Origin of the sequence: Psychromonas sp. psych-6C06, from assembly GCF_002835465.1 — a bacterium.
GTDB lineage: Bacteria > Pseudomonadota > Gammaproteobacteria > Enterobacterales > Psychromonadaceae > Psychromonas.
This window is the reverse complement of record NZ_PIZM01000001.1, coordinates 74521-101380: the sequence shown is the minus strand read 5'-3', so window position 1 is coordinate 101380 and position 26860 is coordinate 74521. Positions and strand designations below refer to the sequence as shown.

The following is a 26860-nucleotide window of genomic DNA, read 5'->3' as shown; positions in this document are numbered from 1 at the left end:
TATAAGGAGATATTATGATCTCTCATATCAGTCCAGTTGGTAGCATGGCGCTACTCTCACAACTTGAAGTTAACCAATTACAAGAATCTGCCTCAAGTGAAATCTATCAGCTTTTCCGTAATTGTTCCCTCGCAGTACTTAATTCTGGTAGCCATACAGACAGTAGTAAAGAGATTTTAGAAAAATACAAAGACTTTAAAATTAACGTATTACACCAAGAGCGTGGCGTTAAAATTGAACTACAAAACCCACCCGAAGAAGCTTTTACCGATGGCGAACTTATTAAAGGCATTCAAGAACACCTTTTTTCCGTATTACGAGACTTACTTTATGTAGATAAGCGCATTGAATTAGCTATTGAGCCGGGCCAAAATAAGAGTTCACAAATAACAAGCTTGGTATTCTCTATACTGCGTAACGCAAATATCTTAAAAGCAGGTGTCGAGCCAAATATAGTAGTTTGTTGGGGCGGTCATTCAATCAATGATACCGAATTTAACTATACCCGCGAAGTGGGTAGTGAATTAGGATTGCGTGAACTAAATATCTGTACAGGATGTGGCCCAGGCGCGATGGAAGGCCCAATGAAGGGAGCAACAGTGGGTCATGCGAAGCAGCGCGTCAATAATGGACGCTACATTGGCTTAACAGAGCCAGGTATTATTGCAGCTGAGCCACCAAACCCTATCGTAAATGAGCTGGTGATCCTGCCTGATATTGAAAAGCGACTAGAGGCTTTTGTACGCGTTGCGCATAGCATTATTATTTTCCCAGGTGGCCCAGGAACTGCGGAAGAATTACTTTATATTCTTGGTATCATGATGCACCCAGAAAATAAACGTCAACCTTTGCCCATTATTTTAACGGGTCCAAAAGAAAGTATCGCCTACTTTGAAGCAATTGATCAGTTTATTGCTGATACACTCGGAGACGATGCAAGACGACACTATCAAATTATTATTGACGATCCTGCTCGTGTAGCACAAGTAGTCAAAAAATCGATGGGTAAAGTAACAGAATATCGTCGTGCTATTGGCGATGCCTATTCTTTCAACTGGTCTCTGAAGATTGATGAGCCCTTCCAATACCCTTTTATTCCAAATCATGAAAACATGAGTAATCTTGTATTAACTAAAAACCAGCCAGTGCAAGAGCTTGCTTCAAATTTACGGCGCGTTTTTTCTGGTATAGTTGGCGGAAATGTAAAGGATGAAGGTATTAAATCCATTGAAGAGTTTGGTCCTTTCCAAATTAAAGGGGATAAAGTACTCATGAAAAAAGTTGATGCATTACTCGAAAGCTTTATTAAACAAGGTAGAATGAAACTCCCTGGAACGGTTTATACCCCATGTTATAAGATAGTTAAATGATATCTACACTATTGATCATAGATGCGATGAACCTTATTCGTCGCATCTATGCTGTTCAAGAAAAACAACAAAAAGACCAGCACAGCGTACTCAGTATGACCAATAGTACAGCATGTAATGCACTGAAAAAGTTAATCAATATTCACCACCCAACGCATATTATTTGTGTATTTGATAGTCATGCACCAAGTTGGCGACATCAGCTTTATGCGCAATACAAACAAGGCCGAAAACCAATTCCAATCCCTCTTAAAGATTATTTAGAGACAATCCAAGACAGTTTTTTTGATCTCGGTATCGAGTCTCTTGTTACAGATACAGATGAAGCAGATGATCTCATTGCGACCCTCTGTACCAAGATGAGTAACAACGGACAAAAATCCATTATTGTTTCAACCGATAAAGGCTTTTATCAGTTATTAAACAAACAGACACTTATTTACGATTATTTCCAAAACAGTTATACCGATACTGGTCGTGTTTTAAATAAAATGAGTTTAAGTGTCGATAAACTCACAGATTTTTGGGCTATAACCGGAATCTCAAGTAGTGCAATCAAAGGTGTTGAAGGTATTGGTGAAAAAGGTGCACTGGCACTGCTTACGCAATATCAAAGCCTGCAAGCGATGCTAGAAAGTGAACCCCAAGAAAATGATAAGCGCTTATTAAAAGTAAAAAATGCCAGCCAAGATGCCCTGCTTGCGAAACAATTGGTCAGCCTAAAAACAGATATCACCCTCGGTTTTAACCTACAAGACCTTCGCTATATACAAAAGTAACAAAAATAATAAAAAAGTGACTTTTTAAATAGCTTAGCTATCTATTTTCAGTAAGATAACAGCTTAATCACTTTATAGTATTCATTTCATGGAGAAAATCACTTGAACAAAATTATCATTGCAGGTGCTATTGTCGCTGTTGGCGCTGGCGCATATATACTTAACCAACAACAAACAACACCAGCGTATAACGTCCTTGAGTATGTTCCTGCCGATACCCCTGTTTTTGCAGCTCAACTTGAAGCTTTTCCAATCAAAAAATATATAAAATCAGCGCCGAAAATTATTGATCCTACCGCGCAAGAAACAATAGATACTTTGTATGACCCGACACAGCCAGCGGCAAACTTTATACTTAGCTTAATCAAAACCTATGAAGCAGGCTTAGCAGATGCCGATCTATTAGTTAAAACGTTTGGTCTTGCTGATGATGTTCGTGCTTACTTCTACACGTTAGGATTATTACCGGTATTTAAAATTGAAGTTGCTAACCCACAAGCTATCTGGGATCTACTTGATAAAACAGAACTAGAAAGTGGCTTTACCCATAAAAAAGGGACACTCAATAACCTTTCCTATCGCGCTTATCCAATAAGTGATGAAACCGATCCGATAAATGCGGAAGTCATTGTCGCAATTGATAATGGCTTATTAACCGTCACCCTTAATAGCCGTTATAACGATGACGCGCTACTATCTACAGCCCTCGGTTTAAGTAAGGCAAAAAATTCATTAGCGCACAGCGGTACAGTTGAAGAGATCATTAAACAGCATAACTTTAAGCAAGCAAGTATCGGTTTTATTAACCATGTTGAACTAATGAAAGGGTTAACCACCAAAGATGGAAATCAATTAGCAAAGCAGATCAGTCATCTTGAAAAAAGCCTAGGTGAGGATGAAGTCCTAAATCAAATCAGAAATGAACAGTGTGCGAGTGACTTTGCTACGATCACAGCAAATTGGCCAAGAACCGTTGCCGGATACACACAATTAGAGGTAACAGAAAAAGAGTCAACCTTAGCGGTTTCAACCATTGTCGAAAGTAAAAATGCAACCATTATCAACGCGCTTGCTGCACTTCGTGGTTTTATTCCTAATTATACTAATGACTTTCACAATAGCGTCTTAGCAATGGCAGTCGGATTTGATGTTAGCGAACTTGCTAATAGTTTAAATACTGTGTGGAGTGACTTACAAACACCAAGCTATCGTTGCCAGCCTTTAGCTGAATTACAAGCACAGATTTCTCAATCAGGTGAAATGATCGGTATGGCCAGTATGGGAGCAAACTTTGCAAGTGGCGTGCAAGGTGTCAGCATTGGCTTATTGGATTACAGTGTTTCAAAAATAGATAGTCAGCCACAGCTTGATAACCTTGATGCATTATTTACATTAACCGCAGAAAACCCAAGCCAACTGTTTAACTCCGCTAAAATGTTTATTCCAGAGCTTCAATCAATAGAGCTGAGTAATAACGGTACACCGGTAGCACTCAACAGCATCATTCCAATGCCAAGTGAACTTAACCTTGATCCGCAACTAGCGATTAAAGGGCAACATATTGTGATCTACAATGGTAGTAAGGGAGAAAAGGTAGCTAATGCGCTGACCTCAGAAGCAATTGCTAAAAACGGCCTTTACAACCTTAGTTTCGACTTCAAAAAAATGGTTACTCCAATTATTACCGCAGCCGAACTTGCAGGAGAGGAGATTCCAGAAGAAGCGATGTTTATGACTGAGTATGATGCGCGTATGCAGATGAGTATTGATATTAATGAACAAGGTCTGATCTTCAAATCAAAGATTAATAATAAAGCGCCTTAAACATGGATTCATTAAAAATCAGGTAAAAAAAGGGGAGCAAAATGCTCCCCTTTCTCATTATCAGCGAAAAAATTTAGGTGTCGTTATTATACCAAACGAAATAAATAGTTGATCTATTTTACTGGTTAAAGCAACTTACCTCTTCGTTGAAAATTTTGTAAAGGGAATAACCATTTACGTCAAGTTTCGCCTTGAGTTAAGTTACTTTTTCTGCGCAAAATTTAGATCACATACTTAATTCGATTGGTATTACTCACCTACATTATCACTTTCTGCTTTCTCTTTTTCATTAGCTTCAGTTTGCTCAAACCATAAACCGTTAATAATCCCAAACGAACAAGCTAACAAAACACCTAAAATCCATGCAAAATACCACATAAAATACTCCTTAATTAATACGCTGAATGCTTATATTTAGCCATGAACGCTTTTCCAAGACGACCGAACATCTTAAAGTATCCCCAACTCGTATAAAGCAAAATAATAGGTAAAAAGATAACAGCAGCGATAGTCATTATATTCAACGTCATCTCACTTGATGTGGCATCCCAAACCGTGAAGCTCATGCTTGGATCAATACTCGATGGCATCACAAATGGGAAAACACTGAGTGCAAATGTCATCAATACTGCACCTTGGGTTAAGCTACTAAACAAAAAAGCAAAACCAGCACGATTAAATTTAGTCGCAATCACAACCAATAATGGCAAGATTAACCCCAGTACAGGTGCAAGTATCATTAATGGATATTTTTCATAGTTTAATAACCAACCGCCTTGCTGAAGCTCGGCTGTTTTTAATAATGGATTAGAAGGGCCATTCAAATCACCTATTGCAGTGATCACATAACCATCAATACCGTAATATAACCAAACACCCGCTAGTGCAAATAGTAATGTTGCTAATGGGGCAACAATGAAAATGACTTTTTTAGCACGCGCATGAATCTCATCTTCGGTTTTCATTTGTAACCATGAGGCACCTTGCATAACAAACAGCGATAAACTAAAGACACCAACCATTAATGCAAAAGGGTTAAGTAATGCAAAAAAGCTACCTTGATATTGAGGACGCAAAAAGTCATCCAATACAAAAGGCACGCCCTGTAATAAATTAGCAAAGGCAACACCGAATACGATAGGAGGTACCGTGCTGCCAGTAAATATTCCCCAGTCCCAACTTTTACGCCAGCGATCATCCGCTAACTTACTGCGATAATCAAAACCAACAGGTCTAAAGAATAAAGCAAATAGAGTCAGCATCATGGCCACATAAAAACCAGAAAATGCAGTTGCATAAACGGCCGGCCAGGCCGCAAATATAGCGCCTGCAGCCAACACTAACCATACTTGATTACCTTCCCAGTGAGGGGCAATACTGTTTATCATTATACGGCGCTGTTCATCTGTTTTACCTATAATAGGCAGAAGTGTCCCTACTCCCATATCAAACCCATCAGTGATAACAAAGCCAATCAGCAATACGCCAATAAGTAGCCACCAAAGTAATTTTAACGTTTCATAATCAAACATAATAAATTCCTATCCCTTTTGCTCTATGCTGTTTTCTGGTTGCTCGAAATGGTAACGACCGGTCTTTAAACTGCTTGGACCAAGGCGCGCAAAACGGAACATTAAAAACATCTCAACCGCTAATAACACTGTGTAAAAAGTGGCGATAGAGATAATACTGAACCAAATTTGTTCAATTGAAATTCCGGAAACCCCTACAGAAGTAGGAAGAATTTCAGCAATAGCCCATGGTTGACGACCATACTCAGCAACAAACCACCCCGCTTCAACTGCAATCCAAGGTAAAGGTAAGCTGAATAAACATATTTTTAAGAACAGTTTATTTTCGCCAATTCGATTCCGCGCAGATTGATAAAAAGCAAATAAGAAGATAAATAACATCGCAATACCACACCCTACCATAATACGGAAAGTCCAGAACATAGGTGCAACACTTGGAATACTGTCTTCAACGGCCATTTGGATCTGCGCTTCAGTTGCATCAACAACATTTGGTGCGTATATTTTTAACAATAAGCCGTAGCCTAAATCTTTTTTAACAGCATCAAAAGCGGCCTTATTCTCTTCTGAAGTATTACCTGCTCGTAGCTCTTCAAGCAAACCATAAGCTATCATGCCGTTGCGAATACGCACTTCATGTTCAGCCATCAAGTCTTTGAGTCCAGTGACTTGCTCATCGAGTGAACGCGTGGCAATAATACCTAACGCATAAGGAATTTTAATTGCATAATCAGTCCGCTGCTCTTCTTGATTAGGAAGACCAATCATCGTAAATGCAGCCGGTGCTGGGTGTGTTTCCCATTCTGATTCGATAGCAGCTAATTTAACTTTCTGCACATCGCCGACTTCATAACCGCTTTCGTCACCTAATACAATCGTTGAAAGAATACCAGCAAGACCGAAAGCAGCTGCAATTGCAAAGGAGCGTTTTGCAAAACCAATATCACGTCCTTTTAATAAATAGTATGAGCTAATTGCAAGTACAAATACGGCCCCGGTTGTATAACCAGCAGCAACAGTATGTACAAATTTAACTTGAGCAACAGGGTTAAAGACTAACTCAGCAAAACTGGTCATCTCCATTCGCATCGTTTCATAGTTAAACTCAGCGCCAACAGGGTTTTGCATCCAACCATTAGCCACCAATATCCACAAAGCGGACATACTTGAACCTAGCGCTACTAACCAGGTTGCAGTAAGATGCTGTAATTTACTTAATCTATCCCAGCCAAAGAAGAATAAACCGACAAAAGTTGATTCTAAGAAGAAGGCCATCATCCCCTCAATCGCTAAAGGCGCACCGAAAACATCACCAACATAATGAGAGTAATAAGCCCAGTTAGTACCAAATTGAAACTCCATGGTTAAGCCAGTAGCAACACCAAGGGCGAAATTAATACCAAACAGTTTCCCCCAAAACTTAGTCATATCCTTATATATTTCTTTATTTGTCATCACATAAAGTGACTCCATTATCGCTAGTATCCATGCAAGACCTAGTGTTAACGGCACAAATAAGAAGTGATACATAGCGGTCATCGCAAATTGAAATCGCGATAGATCTACAATATCGTCCATCATTTTCTCCTGAGTATTATCATTTGGGAAGGTTTTAAAATATTAAATAACTGTACACCATGCACAGCAAAAAAATTAACCATTACGCTTTAAAATAAAAATTTTAATAAAATATCTTGTTGTGCTTATTGCTATGGCTTTGTCCTTACCACCCTTCAATTTGTTAAAAGAATGTTAAAAAACGCCAAAACAGTTAACAACCCTTTAACATCAATAGCTTACAAATAAATCACCCTCTTTATACGCCGTAAATTGATTTAGATCAACGGCTTTTTATCATGCTTTTCGACAGTCGTACTCGCACTTTTCTTTTGAAAGGGAGGTATCAAAATATGATTATATCAATCGATATTAAGTATGTTGTTTGAATTTTGTGCAGTAAAAAGGACTAATTCAAGACGATATTTTACGTAAACAGTTGTTCTTTTTAAGAAAAATTCAACAAAGAGATAAATTATTTGAACCAGTAAAATAGATCAGCTACTGGCTTAGTTTGCTATTAATTAACTAAATCAAATAAATTTTCCTCCTTTAGTGATCCATTTTTGACACTCAAGCGTATTAAACAGAATCAATAGCCGTATACTATGGAATATAAAATGCTAACAGTTACAAACAACGTTACGGGTAAACCATTGAATAATTTAAATAACATCGCTGAAATAGACACGGACAGTGTAATTCAGACAGCCCTTTCTAAGGTCGCTGAAGAGCAAGATAAAAAAGCGTTTGAAGTATTGTTTAAATACTTCTCCCCTAAAATTCGTGCTTTTGGATTACAACGTTTCGGACAGGAGGCTCAGGCATTAGAGTTAGTCCAAGAAACTATGTTATTAGTGTGGCGCAAAGCGAGCCTTTTTAATGCACAAAAAGGCAAAGCGACAACATGGATTTATACCATCATGCGTAATCACTGCTTTGATATGTTACGTAAGAAACAGACTCAAAAAGAGGATCAAGTCAGTGATGATTTATGGCCACTTTTTGAGGAGCAGGAATCACATGAAGATGATCACCTAATGTCGCGAAATTTACTAAAAAATATCAATAGCTTGCCCGAGCAACAAAGACAAGTAGTTGAGGCATTGTATTTAAAAGAGTTGAGTCAACCTGAAGTTGCTCGATTATTAAACATCCCCTTAGGAACAGTGAAATCTCGGTTAAGATTAGCGCTTTCTAAGTTGAAAACAACATTGGAGATAGATCATGATTAAACATCATCCAAATGAAGAGTTGTTAGCGCAATACTGTCGTGGTGAATTACCTTTTTCATTATCGATTGCACTCAGTGCACATATTGAAATGTGCCCGGAATGCAAAGCGAAAGAACAACGTATTGTCGCATCACAAGCACAACAGACTTGGAATGGCGAACAGGTAGAGTTAGCTGACTTTGGTGATATGTTACAAGGGATTTTAGCGACGCCTGTAACAAAGAGTAAAAAGATAGTTGCCAAACAAGATACACAAGTTTTAATAGAAGGTAAGCAAATTACCCTTCCCCATGCATTTCGTTCTTTTGAACATCTCAAATGGACAGGTTTTGGTGCAATCAGCCGTGCGCGCGTCATCAGCGATGAAGAAAATGTGCGCGCAAGCTTATTACACATAAAAGAAGGTGGAGAAATTCCTCAACATCAACACAAAGGCTATGAGTTAACACTACTCTTAGATGGTAGCTTTACAGATGAACATGGCACTTATAGTAAAGGAGATTTCATGCTGTTATCTGGTGAAATAAACCACTCCCCTAAGACTGATAAAGGTTGTTTATGTTACACCGTACAAGATGCACCATTGCATTTTATAAGTGGCATGAGTAAGGTACTAAATCCATTAGGTAAATTTATCTACTAACCTAGATTAAAGGTAAAATATGACAGATCAGCAACAAAACACAGTAAGCAAGGCGCCAATTAAGGTTGGCATCAGTAGTTGCCTTGTTGGTCAGCAAGTCCGCTTTGATGGCGGACACAAACAAAGTAAGTATTGCCAAAAAGTATTAGCTAATCATTTTGACTTCGAGCCTATTTGTCCTGAAATGGCAATAGGCTTAGGTACGCCACGTCGTGCTATACGCTTAGTAAAGGATGAAGATATCATTCGTGTTGTTGCCAGCGATGGAAGCTTTGATGTCACTGATAAACTCAATGAATTTTCAGCTAAAACGAGTGCTACGCTTGATCACCTAAGTGGTTATATTTTTTGTGCTAAGTCACCAAGCTGTGGCATGGAGCGCGTTACTTTATATCAAGCAGGCACTAACAACGGTCAACGTGATGGCGTTGGTGTATTTGCAGCTAAAGTAATGAAAGACCATCCACTACTTCCTGTTGAAGAAGATGGTCGACTAAACGATCCCCTACTGCGTGAAAATTTCATTACCCGGGTACTGGCTTACCATCAATGGCAAGGTTTGATGGACTCTGGCGTTACTATGGCAAAATTGATGGCATTCCACGCAAAACACAAATACCTATTAATGGCACACAACGCAGCACTTTATTATAAAATAGGTCCAATGCTCGGTGGCACAGGTGAAACCGCTGAAGAGATTGCACCAAACTATATTGCTTTGTTTATGAAAATACTTAGCACACTCCCTAATCGTAAGAGTCACAGTAATACACTGTCCCACTTGCAAGGGTATTTTAAGCGTAACTTAGACAGTGCTCAGCGTACCGACCTAGCCGATATTATTAGTCAATACCGTGAAGGGTTAATTCCACTCATGGCCCCTGTCACGCTAATTAATCATTACCTAAAGCTTTATCCAGACCCTTATCTACAACAACAGATATACCTGCACCCTCATCCCGATGAATTAAGGTTGCGTTATAGCCACTAATAGCAAATTTGAATAAATATATGTTCAATTTTCTGGTTACAATAGCTTAACCTATTGAAAATAAACTGATTAAAAGCAGATGTTTAGTCAGTTTATTATCTTCATTAAGCTATTTTCCTGTGCAAAAGTAAGGGCATATACTTAATCACTTTGACATGCTCTCACTTCACATAAAGGAAAACAGATGGAACTTGTATGGTTTCGTAAAGATTTACGTATCAACGATAATCCCGCACTTTATCAATCCTGCCTGAATGGCCCAACAACCGCCATTTACTTTATTACTCCCGAACAATGGCAACAACACGATGTCGCACCTATTCAGATTGATTTAATGCAACGTGCGCTAAATCATTTAAGTGTGCAACTCGGAAAATTAGGTATTGCCTTGCAGGTTATTGAAGTAAATAGCTTTGTTGATATTCCGGCACGACTAGTCGCATATTGTAAGCAAAATAACATTGGTAATGTATATGCAAACAGTGAAGTAGAAGTTGATGAGATCACTCGTGATATTCAAAGCCAACAAGTATTAAGTGAAGCACAAATAGGTTTTAACCTCTATCAAGCAGACTGTTTGATAAACCCTGGTGAAGTAGTAACAAAACAAGGGGATATGTACAAAGTTTTCACTCCTTTTAAAAACTGTTGCTTAAAAATGCTTAGGCAAGAAGTAAACCTGCATCCTTATCCTGCACCGGTTATACAAGGTGCACCCATTGAAAACCCTGACATTTTATTGCCACTTGATAAAATAAACAGTAGTGCTTGGCCAGCCAGCGAAGAAGAGGCTTATCAGTCATTGCAAAAATTTATCAATTTGCACGTTGAAGATTATCATGAGCAGCGAGACTTTCCTGCTTTGTCAGCGACTTCAAAACTAGGACCCTGTTTAGCCCTAGGTATTATCAGCGCAAAACAGTGTGTCTATTATCTATTGCAAGCTTTTCCTACTTTACTTGATGGTAATGCAACAGGCCCCGTTGTTTGGCTTAATGAAATTCTTTGGCGAGAGTTTTATCGTCATATCATGGTACTTAATCCACACATTGGTAAAGGTGCTAACTACAACCCCAAAGCTAAAAATATAATTTGGAATAATAATGATGAAGATTTTGTGGCTTGGTGTGCAGGTAAAACCGGCTACCCATTAGTAGATGCGGCAATGCGTCAACTCAATGAAACCGGATGGATGCATAATCGCCTGCGTATGGTTTGTGCCAGCTTTCTTACCAAGCACCTTTTAATCGACTGGCGTTGGGGAGAAAAATATTTTAAACAACACTTAATTGATGGTGACTTTGCTTCTAACAATGGTGGCTGGCAATGGGCAGCCAGTACAGGCTGTGACGCACAGCCCTATTTTCGTATTTTTAATCCAACCTTACAAAGCAAGAAATTTGATCCAAATGGGGAGTTTATCCGTATCTATTTACAACAGCGTCAAGGCATCAATAGCAAGCAACTACACGAACCTATTAAGCCAATCGTTGAACATAAATTTGCACGACAACGCGCACTACTCTCCTTCTCGGTACTCAAAGCTCAAGAGCACCAAGGGGGATGAAACAGAAAGGAAATACCATGAAGAACACACTGTTGAATGATTTTTGTCAGCTTTATCAAAGTCTCAATAAAGACAACTTGGAACGCTTGAAAGAGGTTTACAGTGACAGTGTGGTATTTATTGATCCTATTCATCAAGTAAATGGTCTTGATGCGCTCACGACTTACTTTGCCAACCTTTATGAAAACATGGACTACTGCCATTTTCATATCAATCGTGTCATTGAGCAACCTGGGGAAGCCTCTATTATCTGGCGAATGGAATATGCTCATCACAAAATTAAAAAGGGGCAACGCATTGTAGTAGATGGCTCCTCGCATCTTCAATTTTCAGAAAAAATAGATTGCCATCGAGATTATTTGGATCTTGGACAAATGCTCTATGAACACTTGCCTATGATAGGGCCTGTGATCAAAGCAGTTAAAAAGAGGGCAAGCTAATGAAAACGATTCTAATTACTGGCGCAACTTCAGGTATTGGTGAAGCACTTTGTCAAGATTATCAAAAGCTTGGGCATAAGATTATTGCGTGTGGCCGCAACACAGAAAAACTAGCTAGACTCAGTACCTATCAAAACATTGATTGCATCGAAGTAGATGTGTGCGTGCAACAACAGGTAAATGAAAAGCTCTCCGATTTAGGAGAACTAGATATGGTCATTTTAAATGCAGGTAGCTGCGAATATATTGATGATGCTAAAAATTTTGATGGAAATCTGTTTGCACGCGTGATCAATACCAACTTAATTGCGATGGGATACTGTTTAGAGGCATTATTACCTCAAATCTGTAACGGTGGTCAACTAGCCTTAGTTGGCTCTAGTGCAAGCTTCTTACCCTTTTCTCGTGCACAAGCTTACGGCGCAAGTAAAGCAGGCGTAGCCTATTTAGCTCGCACATTAGCATTAGATTTGAAAAAACATCACATTGATGTGAGCTTAATTAGCCCCGGCTTCGTAAAGACTCCTTTGACAGATAAAAACGATTTTAAAATGCCCATGCAAATAAGCGCGCAACAAGCAGCGGAAGAGATCATAAATGGTCTTAATAAACGGCAGTTTGATATACATTTTCCTAAAAAATTTACCCTCATTCTGAAAACCTTAGCCCTATTACCAGATAGTTGGTGGCAAGCTATTTCAGCACGGAGCTTACAAAAATGAAAAAAATTGCCATTGTCGGAAGCGGTATATCAGGACTAACCTGCGCTTACCTACTCAACAAACAACATGACATCACCCTATTTGAAGCCGGAGAATATATCGGAGGACATACCGCCACCAAAACGGTACAAGCCGAAGGTGAGTCATGGGATATAGATACCGGGTTTATTGTATTTAATGATCGTACCTACCCAAACTTTGAAAAATTACTATCAAAAATTGGTGTTGGACGATTAGCGACCGAAATGAGTTTCAGTGTCAGCAATCAAGACAGTGGCTTAGAATATAGTGGCACTAACCTTAATAGCCTTTTTGCACAACGCAGTAACCTATTTAACCCCAAGTTTTTAATGCTCATCAAACAAATTTTACGCTTCAATAAACTGTGCAATGAAGCATGGTTAGATCAGTGTATTGACGAAGAGCAAAATGTAGAACAGTTTTTGCAACAACATGGCTTTAATGATTACTTTGCTAACCACTACATTCTTCCAATGGGTGCTGCTATTTGGTCATCAAGCCTAGAAGATATGAAAGCGTTTCCATTATATTTTTTTATTAGATTTTTTTACAACCATGGCTTACTTAGTATTACGAATAGACCACAGTGGTACGTCATTCCGGGGGGGTCAAAGCAGTATGTACAACCTCTTTGTGATAGCTTTAAAGATAAAATTCAACTAAACGCGCCAGTCACATCTATTGAAAGAGTAAAAGAAGGTATTCGTTTACAAGTAAACTCAGGTGAGTGGCAACACTTTGATGAAGTGGTACTTGCCTGCCACAGCAACCAAGCAAAACGACTACTCTCTGATATCAGCGATGATGAACAAAAAGTGCTTAACGGATTACAATATCAAAATAATGAAGTAGTTTTGCATACCGACATCAGTTTATTACCCAATAAAAAACGCGCTTGGTCTGCATGGAATTATCACCTCAATAACGATAATAAACGCCCTGCGGCCCTCACCTACAATATGAATATTTTGCAGCGTTTGAAAAAAGGTACGCCAACATTCTGTGTCACACTCAACCAGACAGAACTAATAAAGCCTGAATCCATATTAGGTACTTACCAGTATGAGCACCCCGTATTTAATGCCCAAAGTATTAAAGCACAACAACAGCGTAAACTTATTTGTGGACAACAACATACTCACTTCGCTGGCGCGTATTGGTATAATGGCTTTCATGAGGATGGCGTTAATAGCGCATTAGATGTGTGTAAACGTTTTGGAGTAACACTATGAGTTCACTCAACTCATGCATCTATCAAGGTGAGGTTTTTCACCAACGATTTACGCCTAAAAAACACCGTTTTAGTTACCGTATCTTCTTCTTAGCAATCGACTTGGATGAGCTAACACAATTAAGTCAACTAGGGCGATACTTTAAAACCGATGGTTTTGCACCGTTACGCTTTTTTGCACCAGATTATCTGCAACATAAACAGAATATAAGTAAACAAGATGTATGGGATAAAGTAGTTAGTTTAGGTGGTGATGACAAAGCAGGAAAAATACTCTTCATCGGTCAGATGCGATGCTTTGGACTCTATTTTAGTCCCATCAACAGTTATTACTGTTATGACCAAAATGAGAAATTAGCTTACCTACTTGCTGAAGTGAGCAACACTCCATGGAATGAGCGTCAATATTATCTGATTGATGTGAGCACTGAACAACAGTGTGAAAAAACGTTTCATGTTTCCCCCTTTATGGATCTTAACATGCGTTATCACTGGCGAATTAAAGCACCGGCAGAAACATTGAGTTTAACAATCGAAAACGTAGCCGATAACCAATCCGATAACCCAACAATCAACACTGCACAAAGAAAAATGTTTACTGCTAGCATCAATATGAAACGCCAAGCATTTACTAACAAAAACCTGTTAAAAAACCTATTAGCTATTCCAATGATGACTGCTAAAACAGTACTCGGTATCTATTGGCAAGCACTCAAACTATATATAAAAGGTGTTCCCTACGTGGCACATTCAAAAAAGGAGAACCATCATGTCAGCTGAAAATATCGCCTTATCTAACGAGGTCAAAACAAAGACTATGGAGCCTATTGGCTTAGTCGATAAAATGGCAAAAAAATTGATCATCTCTTTTTTAGGTGAAATGAAAAATGGTTACCTTACCTTTGAAGAGCCAACCGGACAGTTTCATTTAGGTAATATGAAAGCAGATTTGCATGCCAAAATCGTTATTCATGACATGAGTTGTTACAGCAAAATGTTATTTGGTGGAAGCATTGGTGCAGGTGAAGCCTACATGCAAGGCTTATGGAGTAGCCCTGATTTAACACGCGTGATTCAAGTATTAGCAAGAGAGCAAGTCGCACTTGATAAACTAGAAAAACGTTTTGCTCGGTTTATGGCGATCCCTAGTTGGTTCTACCATAAAGCGCGCAAAAACACCCAATCAGGCGCAAAGAAAAACATTCTTGAGCATTACGACTTAGGTAATGATATGTATGAGCAATTTTTAGATAAAGAGATGCTCTATTCCAGTGCTATTTACCCACACAATGAAGCAGATTTAGAGCAAGCTCAGCTCAATAAGCTAGATACAATTTGCCAACGTTTACAACTAAAACCCGGTGACACACTATTAGAAATAGGCACAGGTTGGGGAGCATTAGCTATTTATGCAGCGCAAAACTATGGTGCACAAGTTACCACTACTACTATTTCCGATGCACAATACGACTATGCAAAATCGCGTATAGAAGCACTTGGATTGACAGAAAAAATTACTTTACTTAAAAAAGACTACCGTGAGTTAACGGGGGAATACGACAAGTTAGTTTCGATAGAGATGATTGAAGCAGTCGGCCATGAATACTTAGCTAGCTTTTTTGAAACCTGTAATAAACATTTAAAACCACACGGTAAAATGCTCATTCAAGCGATCACTATCTCTGATCAACGATACCATAGTTATCGTAAAGGCGTTGATTTCATCCAACGCTATATTTTCCCTGGAGGTTGCCTACCTTCGGTCAGTGTAATGACACAAAATGTGAGTAAAAAAACTGACATGGTAGTCACAGGATTACATGATATTGGACAGGACTATGCTAAAACCTTGAACCATTGGCATCAACGTTTCGATGATGCACTAGAAAAAGTTAAATCATTAGGTTATGACGATACTTTTATTCGATTGTGGAAGTTCTACTTTAGCTACTGTGAAGGCGCATTTTTAGAGCGACGTATCAGCACTGTGCACTTAATTGCAGCAAAGCCTAATTACCGCGAATACTAGCCTCTGTTGAACTTTACTGTTTGAATTTATTTCGCAAGTCAGGATTATTCTCGCTTAGTTATTCTAAGCGAATTTGTTCTCACAACAGCACAATGTTTTTAGGTTTTGTATTGTGTACACAGAGACTAATAACATTGCGCATAATATTGTGAACAGGGCTTGTTGAGGAAAATGATAGAGAGCAAGGCGCATGATTTAGTAATAGCTATTGCGATTGAATGCAACGCTGTTATCTATTTTTTTAACCCGCAAGATAGATCAGATAGTTAAGCGTATTGGTATAATACTCGAACATTTCAAAAGGGGCCATCATGAATGTGACAATAAACAATAAGCATTTCATTTGGATAAATTTTATTTGGTTCCAAGCAATTTGGTTTGCAGCAGTGCTCTATACAGATCAAGCATTACCTATTTTAGTGATGTCTTTGTGCGCCCACTTTTTACTCAGCCCAAGTAAAAAAGCGGACTTATTTACACTGCTTGCCATTACTTTAGTCGGCTCATTAGCCGACTATCTACTCACCTTTCTGGGTATTTTTATCTTCCCTAAAGAGAGCTTTATTCCACTATGGTTAGTACTTTTATGGGCGCATTTTTCCCTGACTTTAAATCATAGTATGCGCTGGTTAACGCAAGTTCCTGTTTACATACAAATTACTTTTGGCGCAATATTTGGCACGCTCAGTTATTACGCTGGTGCAAAATTGGGCGCGGTTACCCTTAATGAAAATCTACTACTTAGTTTATTTTCTATCAGTATGATCTGGGCATCCCTATTACCCGTATATGTATCTATAGGATCACAAAATAGGATACGCTACGATGAGAAAACTACCGTCAAAGAGCTTCAAACATAGTCTATTTAGCCTCCTTTTTATTGTTTGTGTTAACAGCCATCATGCCATTGCAAGCAACCACCTCACCGATCATTTAAAGATGGTTGGACAAGGTGAAATGAGTTGGTTGTTTATCGACCTCTATCAAGCCTCCCTATATAGCCCAAGTGGCAAATACAATGAAAAACAATATCCTCAAGCACTTCATATTGTTTATCAAAAGAATATTGATAAACAACATCTGATCAGCGCCACCGAGAAAGAGTGGCAAAAATTGGGACTAAATCCGCAACAAGCACCTTATTGGCTAGATGCGCTCGGGCAATTATGGCCAGATATTAAAAAAGGTGATGAGCTATTATTCATGGTTGAAGAAGATGGTAGTGGCTACTTTTATCATAATCAAAAGCTGTTAGGCGCTATCAATAGCGAACAATTCTCACATGCATTTTTATCGATTTGGTTATCACAAAATACCAGTGAGCCCCAATTGCGACAGCAATTGATCGGTAAATAGCTGAAAGAGCAATTAATCGGTAAATAGCTGCGCCAGAAATTAATTGGTAGATAGGTGCGTAAGCAATCGAGCGATAAACATATTTATAATATAAGGAAATATCAAATGAAGTCATTATTAATCATCTTTTCGAGTTTAATGTTAGTCGCATGTAGTAGCCAAAAACTGAGCGACTATGATCAAACAACACCTGTATTTGATGTCAAAACATTTTTCAATGGCCCACTTCAAGCCAAAGGGATTGTGTTAGATAGATCCGGCAAAGTAACCAGGCGATTTAGCGTTGAGATGATAGGTACTTGGGAGGATAACCAAGGTACGTTAGCAGAATGGTTTGTCTTTGACGATGGTGAAAAAACAGAGCGCACATGGGTAATTAACAAGCTACAAGATGGTCGTTACACAGGCACAGCCGGTGACATTGTTGGTGAGGCACAGGGACAGAGCGCAGGTTTTGCACTGCAGTGGGATTATGAGCTTGATTTAACGGTTGATGACAGTGTTTATCGTGTTACTTTTGATGATTGGTTATATCAAATAGATGAGCAGGTTGTGATAAATCGCAGCTACATAAAGAAATGGGGGATTAATGTCGGAGAAGTTATTTTAGTGATCACTAAGTAACCCCAAACTGGCAACTCATATGTGATAAGTTGCCAAGCACCCTATGACGGTTTATCAAAGCCAAAGTGTAGATAAGTACGGTTAGTGGCAATTCGTCCACGTGGTGTTCTTTGTAAAAAGCCTTGCTGAATCAGGTAAGGCTCAAGTACATCTTCAATGGTCTCTTTTTCTTCACCAATGGCAGCAGCCAGATTATCCAACCCAACCGGGCCTCCTTGGAAAGTATCCAAAATAGCCATTAGTAGTTTTCTGTCCATATAATCAAAACCTTGATTATCTACCTCAAGCATATCTAACGCCTGTTTCGCGATCTCATCATTAATCACAACAGCTTTTTTAACCTGCGCGTAATCTCGAACACGTCGTAATAAACGATTTGCAATACGTGGTGTTCCACGAGAACGTTTCGCCACCTCTATCGCGCCCGACTCCGCTAAGTCTAAATTAAAGTGCTTACCACTGCGCATTACAATTTTAGTGAGAGGTTTAAGCTCGTAATACTCTAAACGTTGCACAATACCGAAACGATCGCGCAATGGTGAAGTTAAAGATCCCGCGCGCGTGGTTGCGCCAATCAAAGTAAAGGGAGGTAAGTCAAGCTTAATAGAGCGTGCAGCAGGGCCTTCACCAATCATAATATCGAGTTGATAATCCTCCATTGCAGGATACAAAATCTCTTCAACGATTGGGCTTAAGCGATGAATTTCATCAATAAACAGTACGTCGTTCTCTTCAAGGTTGGTAAGTAGCGCGGCTAAATCGCCCGCTTTTTCCAAAATAGGTCCTGAGGTGGTTTTGATATTCACCTCTAATTCATTCGCTACAATATGAGAAAGTGTGGTTTTACCTAAACCAGGAGGGCCAAAAATAAGCAGATGATCTAACGCTTCACTGCGTTGGCGAGCAGCCTCAATGAAGATCTCCATCTGTTTATTAACCTGAGGCTGTCCCTCGTAATCGGCTAATAATTTAGGGCGAATAGCACGGTCGATAAAGCTATCGTCTAGTTTTTCTGTTCCTGATATAAGGCGATCTTCTTCAATCATCTGCGACTCTATTTTTTAAAATGAATATCAATCGGTTTAAAGCATGCTTTTTAGTGAACTTCGAATTAACGCTTCACAATCCATGCCCGGCTTATTCACCTGCTTGATCGCTTTTTCAGCACTGGCAGGTTTATAACCTAATGCCACCAAAGCACTCACCGCTTCATCAATTGCATTGCCCGAAACAACAGTATTTTCAATGCCATTATCAAAGGCCATTTTATCTGCTTCAGGGGTCAGTAGATCTGCCCCAACCCAGTTTTTAAGCCTATCTTTCATCTCAACCACTAAACGCTCAGCCGTCTTTTTACCCACGCCCGGCAGTTTCACTAAGCTACTTACCGCATCGTTATGGATACATTGCACAAACTGATTAGCGGACATACCCGATAAAATAGCTAATGCTAATTTAGGCCCGACACCATTAACTTTAATCAACTCACGAAACATGGCACGCTCATGTTTATCAGCAAATCCATATAAAAGTTGTGCATCTTCACGCACGACAAAATGTGTGAAGATAACCGCCTCTTCACCGATATCAGGTAGTGGATAGAAAGAGCTCATTGGCAATTGGATTTCATAACCCACCCCTGACACATCTAATACAACTTCAGGCGGCTGTTTTTCTATTAAAATGCCACGTAATCTTCCAATCATCTTTTCATCCAAACCGTTATCAAAGTGAAATAATGCCACAGAGTATAAAAAAGGGCTGACTGTATATCCAGTATTATTTAAACTTTCTCAAGATCTGCTTCTCAAAAGCAAACAATGCAATACCACTCCAGATAAACATAAAGGTAATTAACGAGTCCACATCCAGTGGCTCATCGTAAATAAGCACAGCAAAAAGAAATAATAACGATGGTGCTAGGTATTGGAAAAACCCCAGGGTCGATAATTTTAAGCGTAATGCGGCTTGCCCAAAAAAGATCAAAGGTAAAGCGGTCACGACACCGGCAAACATTAACCAAAGGTTTACCGATAAGGTGTTATTAAGCATATTGACATAGTCACTGGTTGCAAACATAAACAGGTAATAAATCGCAATTGGCGCTACAAGAAGCGTCTCGATAAATAACCCGGTTAACGACTCGACTTTAATTTTTTTGCGTACTAAACCATAAAAACCGAAGCTAATGGGTAATATCAACGACACCCACGGCAATGCACCCAAGGCATAAACTTGCACCAGCACGCCAATCAGCGCCAGAAAAACAGCAATCCATTTCACTCGACTTAACGACTCTTTTAAAAACATTAGCCCTAGCACTACATTAATAATCGGGTTAATAAAATAACCAAGACTCGCTTCGAGCATGCGTTCATTATTTACCGCCCAGATAAACACCATCCAATTACAACTTATTAGTAATGTCGTGATCAACAACAGTGCTAATTTTTTAGGTGAGTGAATAATATGCCAAACATTAGGCCATGCTCGAGTGATTGTAATAAGAACCGCAGTGACTAATACTGACCAAATAACACGGTGAGCAAGAATTTCACCAACAGGGATAAACTCTAAATACTTAAAATAAAGTGGCGCAAGTCCCCACATTAAATAAGCACCGAGCGCGTAAAGGACACCTAAATGCAGTTCAGAAAGTGGCTTCATTGATGGTTATTACCCTAAAAGAGGAAAAAGGAAGAATAAGTAGCCGATTAGCGTAATCGACCGCGTACGGTTTTTTTCACTTTGCCTGCCATCGCAACCAATGATTGCGCAGTATGCGCATGACAAATAGCCACCGCAAGGCCATCGGCGGCATCCGCTTGCGGTTTACCGGAAAGGTTTAATATCTGTTTCACCATCTGCTGAACTTGCTCTTTACTTGCAGCTCCCGTACCAACCACAGCTTGTTTTATCTGTCTTGCAGAATATTCACACACATAAAGATCAGCCTGAGTAGCCGCAACAATAGCGGCACCACGCGCCTGACCAAGTTTAAGCGCTGAATCAGGGTTTTTAGCCATAAATACCTGTTCAATACCAAACTCAGTGGGTTGGTATTGTTTGATAATTTCGCTTATACCATTAAAAATCATGTCTAGCTTTGGGGCTAATGACTCACCCTGCGTGCGGATACAACCACTGCCAAGATAAAAACATTTACTGCCTTTTTGCTCAATAATGCCATAACCGGTGATTCGTGAACCGGGATCAATGCCAAGAATAATGCTCAAGATACACCTAAAATAAGTTGCTCAATAAAAGGGGACACTGTACTTCATTGTAAGTCCTTTAGGCAAAGTTATTCGTACAGACAAATACTTATGAAATAGTAAGAGAAGCTCAAAGATGATCACTCATCAGGGTAAACCAACCCCCATTGCTGACGTAAGCTATCCATAATGTGAAGGACTGCTAATGTTTGCTGATGTGGGATGAGTGGACTTTCGATGAGGCCATTTTGTAAGCAATGATTCACATGGATAGCTTCTAATGCATACGCATTTTCATCACTTGCATAATCAAGTACCTCTACCCTTTCACCTTGGTGATTTGTGAACACTATTTGTCGCCCCGACCAACTAAAATCAGCTAGCTGAGCAATCAGTTTATCCCCATAAATTGTTGCACAACAAGGTAAAAAATTAACCACTGAACTTTGACACTGAACCAGTACATCGGCGCCCTGTTCACTTTCATATTTCAAACTAACAATAGACTGCTGATCAACGCCGGTTTGCGCTTTTTCCACTTGACTTACCATTGAGCTTGGCATCTTTTTCATTAACAACTGTGCTAATGTGAGCGGATATATTCCGACATCTAATAGTGCACCACCAGCAAGTTTAGGATTGAATATCCGGCTATTGATATCTAACTCCGCCTGAAAGCCCATACTTGCCTGAATTGACTTTACTTCACCTAGCTTGCCCTGCTCAATGTATGCTTGTAATCCTTTAATTGCAGGTAATAAAGGCGTGATCATCGCTTCCATTAAAAATAGATTTTTCTGCTCGGCCAGCTGTATCAGCTGCATTGACTGACCCACATTAAGCGTCATCGGCTTTTCACACAGCACTGCTTTACCGGCATTTAAGCAACTCAAGGCTTGCTCAAAGTGCAATTGATGTGGCGAAGCAATATAAACAATGTCTACATCACAATGGTTAACTAACATTTCATAGGATTCATAAACATCGGTAATATTAAATTTTTCCGCGAAAGCACCTGCAGAGGCCTTGGTACGAGAAGCAACCCCGACAACGGAGCAGTTAGGCAGTTTAATTAATTCACTAACAAATTGATGAGCAATATTGCCAGCACCAATAACCGCCCACTTAATCTTTTTCATTTAATACTCCTGCTCATCCTATCTTATCAAGGTGTTGTTGGTTAATAGTCAAACCTTTAGGGTGATTCTAAAAGGCGATTACAAATGGCAGGGACATTTTCCTGCTCCGATAATACAAACTCAACAAAGGCTTTTGCAATCGGCGATAAGTGCTTACTTTCATGGTGCACTACATACCAACTTCGCACCAAGGGAAAACCCACTACATCTAATTCTACTAATGTATTCGTCGCTAACTCCAGTGAAACACTGTGACGAGATACCGCCGAAATACCAAGGTCTGCCATTACGCCCTGTTTAATCGTTTCACTGTTTCCTAGGGTCATATTAACCTGTAGGTTAATCGATTTTTTACTAAGAAACTCTTCTAACGCCTTGCGCGTCCCCGATCCTTTTTCACGGTGTATAAAAGCATGCTCAGAGAGCGCTTCTAGTGAAATTTTTTTCTGTTTAGCTAAGGGATGATTTGGACTAGAGATTAAAATAATTTGGTTTTCAACAAACGGGTATCGCGCCAATGGCATCATTTGTGGCAATAAGCCCATAATCACTAAATCGTCTTTATTTTCTTGTAATCGCTGGATAATATTTTCACGGTTTACAATATCTAAATGCAGATTTACCTTAGGGTATTTTTTATGAAAAGCACCTAATAAATGTGGTGTAAAATATTTCGCACTGCTTACTGCCGAAAGATAAAAATCCCCCTGCAACTCTCCCTTCAAAGCACTTAATGTCATATCCATATTTTCAAAACGATTAAAGATATCATCGCTAAACAGCTGTAACTCTTTACCAGCGGGCGTTAAATAAAGCGATTTACCTATTTTTTCAAACAGCGTAAGGCCTAAATTACCTTCTAGTTGTTTAATTTGGATACTCACAGCCGGTTGCGTTAAACCTAAGACTTCGCCTGCTTTAGTAAAATTAAGTAACTGAGCAACCTGCTTAAATACCTTTAGCTGATGTAATGTGGTGCGCATACAACTCCAACTATAAATTATTTTAATGCCTCTGATAATATAGTTTAATTATTATTAATACAATAAATGCACTATGATAGCACCATTGAATATTAGAGGAGATAAATATGCCAGCAACTGACAAGCTAATCGCAGGTTATCAGCGCTTTCGTGAAGGTTATTATGAAGCGCATAAAGATCAATTAGTCAAACTAGCTAAAGAGGGACAAGCTCCTAAAATAGCACTGATCAGTTGCTCAGATTCTCGTGTAGAGCCAAGTGTTATTCTTGATTGTGAACCCGGCGATCTATTTGTTATTCGTAATGTAGCTAATCTCGTCCCCCCCTGTGAAAGCAACGATAGCTTGCATGGCACAAGTGCAGCACTAGAGTTCGCAGTCACCGATTTAGAAGTAGAAAGTATTATTGTATTAGGGCATACACAATGTGGCGGGATCAAAGCCTTAATGGATACCCCCGCTTCACATTCTTCAAGTACTTTTATCGGAAAATGGATGCATCAACTTGAGAGCGTACGCCATGAAATACTCTGTGACGATAATATCGATAACCAAGAAGATCGTTATAACTGCTGCGAGAGAAAAGGCATTAAACATTCATTAGATAACTTAATGACTTTCCCATGGGTTAAAGAGCGAGTTGAAAATGGTACTTTAAAATTACACGGCTGGCGTTACGATTTAAGCCGCTCATTACTTTGTGAAATGGATACAGAGACGGGCGAGTTTAATAGGATTACTTGATCCGACATCCTGGATAAAAACAGACAAAAAAGGGAGATAGTGAATCACTACCTCCCTTTTTTAATCCTTTAAAAGCAGTTTGCTATTAATCCGCTTTTTTCTCTTCAGCAACCACGGCTACATTTAATTCTGCCAGTGCAGCGGGGTTAGCAAAGCCTGGTGCGTTAGTTAATGGACAAGCCGCAGAAGCGGTTTTCGGGAAGGCAATCACTTCACGAATTGAGCTTGTGTTGGTCATTAACATCACGAGACGATCTAAACCAAATGCAAGACCTGCATGTGGTGGAGCACCAAATTGTAGGGCTTCAAGCAAGAAACCAAACTTGTCTTGCGCTTCATCATCAGAGATATTTAGAATACGGAAAATCGCAGCTTGCATATCTTGTTTATGAATACGAACAGAACCACCGCCTAACTCACAACCGTTAAGTACCATATCGTAAGCATTTGATAATGCGCCAACTGGGTTAGCTTCTAACTCTTCTGCCGTTAAATTAATCGGTGCTGTAAATGGATGATGCAGTGGTGTTAATGCACCATCTTCTAGTGGTTCAAACATTGGGAAGTCGATTACCCATAGTGGTTTCCACTCATCTTTCACAAGGCCTAAGTCTTCAGCCACTTTCAGACGTAATGCACCGATTGCCTCAGCAACAACGTTTGCTTTATCTGCGCCAAATAGGATGATGTCGCCATCTTGTGCGTTGGTACGTTTAAGCAGCTCTGCAACAATCTCTTCATTTAAGAATTTAGCGATTGGAGACTGAACACCTTCAAGGCCTTTCGCCACCTCGTTGACTTTCATCCATGCTAAGCCTTTCGCACCATAGATGTTAACGTATTTACCGTATTCATCGATGTTCTTACGAGAAAGTTTTGCACCACCTGGTACACAGATAACGGCTACACGGCTATCGGCATCGTTAGCAGGGCCAGAGAATACGTTGAACTCAACTTCTTTTAATAGATCAGCCACATCAACTAACTCAAAGTCGATACGTAGATCAGGTTTATCACTACCGAAACGACGCATCGCCTCTGCGTAGGTCATTTTAGGGAAAGTACCTAAATCAACATTTAGCATCTCTTGGAAAAGTTTAACGATCATCTCTTCCGTTTTATCCATCACCTGTTCGCCAGTCATGAATGACGTTTCGATATCAATTTGTGTAAATTCAGGCTGACGATCAGCACGTAAATCTTCATCACGGAAACATTTAACGATTTGGTAGTATTTATCCAGACCCGACATCATCAGCAACTGTTTAAATAGCTGTGGAGATTGTGGCAATGCAAAGAACTGACCTTTATGAGTACGACTTGGTACTAAGTAGTCACGTGCACCTTCTGGCGTTGCTTTAGTTAAGATGGGGGTTTCAACATCTAAGAAACCGTTGTCGTCTAAGAAACGACGTACAAAGCTGCTTACTTTAGAGCGAAATACCATACGCTCCGCCATTTCTGGGCGACGCAGGTCTAAATAACGGTAACGTAAACGTTGCTCTTCTGAGTTATTTTGATTGCTATCAAGTGGTGAAGGCTCTGCACGGTTTAGAATTTCTAACTCAAGACCACGGATTTCAATACCACCCGTTGTCATCTCTTTGTTAGTTTGTCCCTCTGGACGAGCACGTACTTGGCCTTTTAATTTAACGCAGAATTCATTACGTACAGTGGCTGCGATCGCAGTTGCTTCTGGCGTATCAGCATCAAAGAATACTTGCACGATACCTTCGCGATCACGTAAATCTAAAAAGGTTACACCACCAAGGTCGCGTTGTTTATTGATCCAGCCTACTAATTCAATCTCTTGACCAATATTTGTTTCGGTCACTTCACCACAATACATTGTGCGCATCATCGATTCCTGTTTTAAAAACGTTACAAAATAATTGCGCGTATTATAGAAGAAAATATCCCTTAGTCATACGCTTAAATAAAAAAATGACCACCGCCGTTTATTTAAGTAAAATAAATGCCCATGATACTTCAAGCGATAACTTGCCTTGCCGATAAAACGCAAGCTTAAGGGCGCACTTGAAGCCCAATTTGGTATATCTTCAAATTTCTGCGTGAGAAAAAAATGGCACAAACAGACAACATTTATAATAAGCCTTTGGATAAAGTAGAAGGCTTTAGTTTTGATGAGCAGGTTGTACAGGTTTTCCCTGATATGATTAAACGCTCGGTGCCCGGTTACGAAAAGATGATCGCGACCATTGCCATGATCACCGAACGAAAGGCGATGCATAACAGTAACCTTTATGATTTGGGGTGCTCTTTAGGGGCTGCGACCCTCTCAATGAGAAGCGCCTTAAAAGATAAAACCGGTTGCCAAATCATTGCCGTTGATAACTCACAAGCGATGGTAAAACGTTGTAGCGAAACCATTCAAGCTTACCGCTCAGAGACGCCAGTCACCGTCATACAAGATGATATCTGCAACATTAAAATTGAAAACGCCTCCATTGTTGTGCTTAATTTCACCCTGCAGTTTTTAACACCTGAAAAACGCCTTGAGTTATTAACCAATATTTATAATGGTTTGTTACCAGGTGGGATTTTAGTACTTTCTGAAAAATTTGTTTTTGAAGATGAGCTGAGCCACCAGCTATTAATAGACCTGCATTTAGACTTTAAACGCAATAATGGCTATAGCGAATTAGAGATCAGCCAAAAGCGTTCATCACTTGAAAATGTATTAATTGCCGACACCGTTGAGCAGCACTATGAACGTTTACAAGCAGCCGGTTTCAAGCATAACAACCTGTGGTACCAATGTTTTAATTTCGGCTCAATCCTGAGTATAAAATAAGGCTTATCTTTGTCTTTAGTTTCTTTGTCAAAGTGCGCGTTTAG

Annotated in this window: 27 protein-coding genes; 17 read left to right on the top strand and 10 right to left on the bottom strand. The window is 39.5% G+C overall.

Annotation, left to right across the window (positions count from 1 at the left end; all coding sequences use genetic code 11):
- Positions 1 to 14: 14 nt before the first annotated feature.
- From ppnN to CW745_RS00445, 3 genes are all read left to right on the top strand, one after another.
- Complete coding sequence (gene ppnN / locus CW745_RS00455) at positions 15 to 1370, top strand: nucleotide 5'-monophosphate nucleosidase PpnN (protein WP_101106428.1); 1356 nt, start codon at positions 15 to 17, stop codon at positions 1368 to 1370.
- Positions 1367 to 2149 (top strand): flap endonuclease Xni, encoded by a 783-nt coding sequence (xni, locus tag CW745_RS00450; protein ID WP_101106427.1) that lies wholly within the window; start codon positions 1367 to 1369, stop codon positions 2147 to 2149. Before ppnN ends, xni begins: the two co-directional genes overlap by 4 nt.
- A gap of 102 nt (positions 2150 to 2251) precedes the next feature.
- Positions 2252 to 3973, top strand: coding sequence for a hypothetical protein (locus tag CW745_RS00445; RefSeq protein ID WP_101106426.1), 1722 nt, complete (start codon positions 2252 to 2254; stop codon positions 3971 to 3973).
- Positions 3974 to 4222: 249 nt separating this feature from the next.
- Here the strand turns inward: CW745_RS00445 and cydX are convergent, their stop codons facing one another.
- Genes cydX through CW745_RS00430 form a run of 3 tightly spaced genes read right to left on the bottom strand, consistent with a single transcriptional unit; the run spans position 4223 to position 7083 of the window.
- Entirely contained in the window at positions 4223 to 4351 is a 129-nt protein-coding gene (cydX, locus tag CW745_RS00440) for a cytochrome bd-I oxidase subunit CydX (RefSeq protein ID WP_101106425.1), read from the bottom strand.
- A 14-nt stretch (positions 4352 to 4365) separates the two neighbouring features.
- Positions 4366 to 5505, bottom strand: coding sequence for a cytochrome d ubiquinol oxidase subunit II (cydB, locus tag CW745_RS00435; protein ID WP_101106424.1), 1140 nt, complete (start codon positions 5503 to 5505; stop codon positions 4366 to 4368).
- Between the two features lie 9 nt (positions 5506 to 5514).
- Entirely contained in the window at positions 5515 to 7083 is a 1569-nt protein-coding gene (locus tag CW745_RS00430; RefSeq protein WP_193755523.1) for a cytochrome ubiquinol oxidase subunit I, read from the bottom strand.
- A 599-nt stretch (positions 7084 to 7682) separates the two neighbouring features.
- Here CW745_RS00430 and CW745_RS00425 point away from each other — a divergent pair.
- From CW745_RS00425 to CW745_RS00370, 12 genes are all read left to right on the top strand, one after another.
- On the top strand, positions 7683 to 8297 hold the full coding sequence (locus CW745_RS00425) for a sigma-70 family RNA polymerase sigma factor (protein WP_101106422.1): 615 nt from the start codon (positions 7683 to 7685) through the stop codon (positions 8295 to 8297).
- Positions 8290 to 8940, top strand: coding sequence for a ChrR family anti-sigma-E factor (locus CW745_RS00420; RefSeq protein ID WP_101106421.1), 651 nt, complete (start codon positions 8290 to 8292; stop codon positions 8938 to 8940). The genes CW745_RS00425 and CW745_RS00420 overlap by 8 nt, the downstream gene beginning before the upstream one ends.
- A 19-nt stretch (positions 8941 to 8959) precedes the next feature.
- Entirely contained in the window at positions 8960 to 9931 is a 972-nt protein-coding gene (locus CW745_RS00415) for a DUF523 and DUF1722 domain-containing protein (protein WP_101106420.1), read from the top strand.
- A 184-nt stretch (positions 9932 to 10115) separates the two neighbouring features.
- The gene (phrB, locus tag CW745_RS00410; RefSeq protein ID WP_101106419.1) at positions 10116 to 11498 is read left to right on the top strand and encodes a deoxyribodipyrimidine photo-lyase; all 1383 of its coding nucleotides are present in this window, start codon (positions 10116 to 10118) and stop codon (positions 11496 to 11498) included.
- A gap of 17 nt (positions 11499 to 11515) precedes the next feature.
- Positions 11516 to 11938 carry a nuclear transport factor 2 family protein gene (locus CW745_RS00405; protein WP_101107060.1) on the top strand — a complete coding sequence of 141 codons (423 nt, stop codon included), beginning with the start codon at positions 11516 to 11518 and terminating at the stop codon, positions 11936 to 11938.
- Positions 11938 to 12660: an SDR family NAD(P)-dependent oxidoreductase gene (locus CW745_RS00400; protein WP_101106418.1), complete on the top strand. Its 723-nt coding sequence runs from the start codon at positions 11938 to 11940 to the stop codon at positions 12658 to 12660. The genes CW745_RS00405 and CW745_RS00400 overlap by 1 nt, the downstream gene beginning before the upstream one ends.
- On the top strand, positions 12657 to 13913 hold the full coding sequence (locus CW745_RS00395) for an FAD-dependent oxidoreductase (protein WP_101106417.1): 1257 nt from the start codon (positions 12657 to 12659) through the stop codon (positions 13911 to 13913). The genes CW745_RS00400 and CW745_RS00395 overlap by 4 nt, the downstream gene beginning before the upstream one ends.
- Entirely contained in the window at positions 13910 to 14692 is a 783-nt protein-coding gene (locus CW745_RS00390; RefSeq protein ID WP_101106416.1) for a DUF1365 domain-containing protein, read from the top strand. Before CW745_RS00395 ends, CW745_RS00390 begins: the two co-directional genes overlap by 4 nt.
- Before the next feature lie 37 nt (positions 14693 to 14729).
- A complete protein-coding gene (locus tag CW745_RS00385; RefSeq protein ID WP_202973142.1) occupies positions 14730 to 15941 on the top strand; it encodes a cyclopropane-fatty-acyl-phospholipid synthase family protein in 1212 nt (403 codons plus the stop codon).
- A 311-nt stretch (positions 15942 to 16252) separates the two neighbouring features.
- Positions 16253 to 16801: a DUF2878 domain-containing protein gene (locus CW745_RS00380; RefSeq protein ID WP_101106414.1), complete on the top strand. Its 549-nt coding sequence runs from the start codon at positions 16253 to 16255 to the stop codon at positions 16799 to 16801.
- Positions 16767 to 17297 carry a chalcone isomerase family protein gene (locus CW745_RS00375; RefSeq protein WP_101106413.1) on the top strand — a complete coding sequence of 177 codons (531 nt, stop codon included), beginning with the start codon at positions 16767 to 16769 and terminating at the stop codon, positions 17295 to 17297. Before CW745_RS00380 ends, CW745_RS00375 begins: the two co-directional genes overlap by 35 nt.
- Before the next feature lie 105 nt (positions 17298 to 17402).
- Positions 17403 to 17921 carry a DUF3833 domain-containing protein gene (locus CW745_RS00370; protein ID WP_101106412.1) on the top strand — a complete coding sequence of 173 codons (519 nt, stop codon included), beginning with the start codon at positions 17403 to 17405 and terminating at the stop codon, positions 17919 to 17921.
- Between the two features lie 41 nt (positions 17922 to 17962).
- Here CW745_RS00370 and ruvB read toward each other — a convergent pair whose 3' ends face one another.
- From ruvB to CW745_RS00340, 6 genes are all read right to left on the bottom strand, one after another.
- A complete protein-coding gene (ruvB, locus tag CW745_RS00365) occupies positions 17963 to 18967 on the bottom strand; it encodes a Holliday junction branch migration DNA helicase RuvB (protein WP_101106411.1) in 1005 nt (334 codons plus the stop codon).
- 36 nt (positions 18968 to 19003) lie between these two features.
- Positions 19004 to 19627: a Holliday junction branch migration protein RuvA gene (gene ruvA, locus CW745_RS00360; protein ID WP_101106410.1), complete on the bottom strand. Its 624-nt coding sequence runs from the start codon at positions 19625 to 19627 to the stop codon at positions 19004 to 19006.
- A 73-nt stretch (positions 19628 to 19700) separates the two neighbouring features.
- On the bottom strand, positions 19701 to 20588 hold the full coding sequence (rarD, locus tag CW745_RS00355; protein ID WP_101106409.1) for an EamA family transporter RarD: 888 nt from the start codon (positions 20586 to 20588) through the stop codon (positions 19701 to 19703).
- 47 nt (positions 20589 to 20635) lie between these two features.
- A complete protein-coding gene (ruvC, locus tag CW745_RS00350; RefSeq protein ID WP_101106408.1) occupies positions 20636 to 21157 on the bottom strand; it encodes a crossover junction endodeoxyribonuclease RuvC in 522 nt (173 codons plus the stop codon).
- A 119-nt stretch (positions 21158 to 21276) separates the two neighbouring features.
- On the bottom strand, positions 21277 to 22275 hold the full coding sequence (locus CW745_RS00345; protein ID WP_101106407.1) for a Gfo/Idh/MocA family oxidoreductase: 999 nt from the start codon (positions 22273 to 22275) through the stop codon (positions 21277 to 21279).
- 56 nt (positions 22276 to 22331) lie between these two features.
- On the bottom strand, positions 22332 to 23258 hold the full coding sequence (locus CW745_RS00340) for a LysR family transcriptional regulator (RefSeq protein ID WP_101106406.1): 927 nt from the start codon (positions 23256 to 23258) through the stop codon (positions 22332 to 22334).
- A 107-nt stretch (positions 23259 to 23365) separates the two neighbouring features.
- Here CW745_RS00340 and CW745_RS00335 point away from each other — a divergent pair, with 107 nt between their 5' ends.
- Positions 23366 to 24001 carry a carbonic anhydrase gene (locus CW745_RS00335; RefSeq protein WP_101106405.1) on the top strand — a complete coding sequence of 212 codons (636 nt, stop codon included), beginning with the start codon at positions 23366 to 23368 and terminating at the stop codon, positions 23999 to 24001.
- 85 nt (positions 24002 to 24086) lie between these two features.
- Here the strand turns inward: CW745_RS00335 and aspS are convergent, their stop codons facing one another.
- A complete protein-coding gene (gene aspS, locus CW745_RS00330; protein ID WP_101106404.1) occupies positions 24087 to 25859 on the bottom strand; it encodes an aspartate--tRNA ligase in 1773 nt (590 codons plus the stop codon).
- Between the two features lie 225 nt (positions 25860 to 26084).
- On the opposite strand from aspS, the gene cmoA reads away from it, so the two are divergent.
- Positions 26085 to 26816, top strand: a complete 732-nt coding sequence (gene cmoA / locus CW745_RS00325; RefSeq protein ID WP_101106403.1) for a carboxy-S-adenosyl-L-methionine synthase CmoA — start codon at positions 26085 to 26087, stop codon at positions 26814 to 26816.
- Positions 26817 to 26860 lie beyond the last annotated feature (44 nt).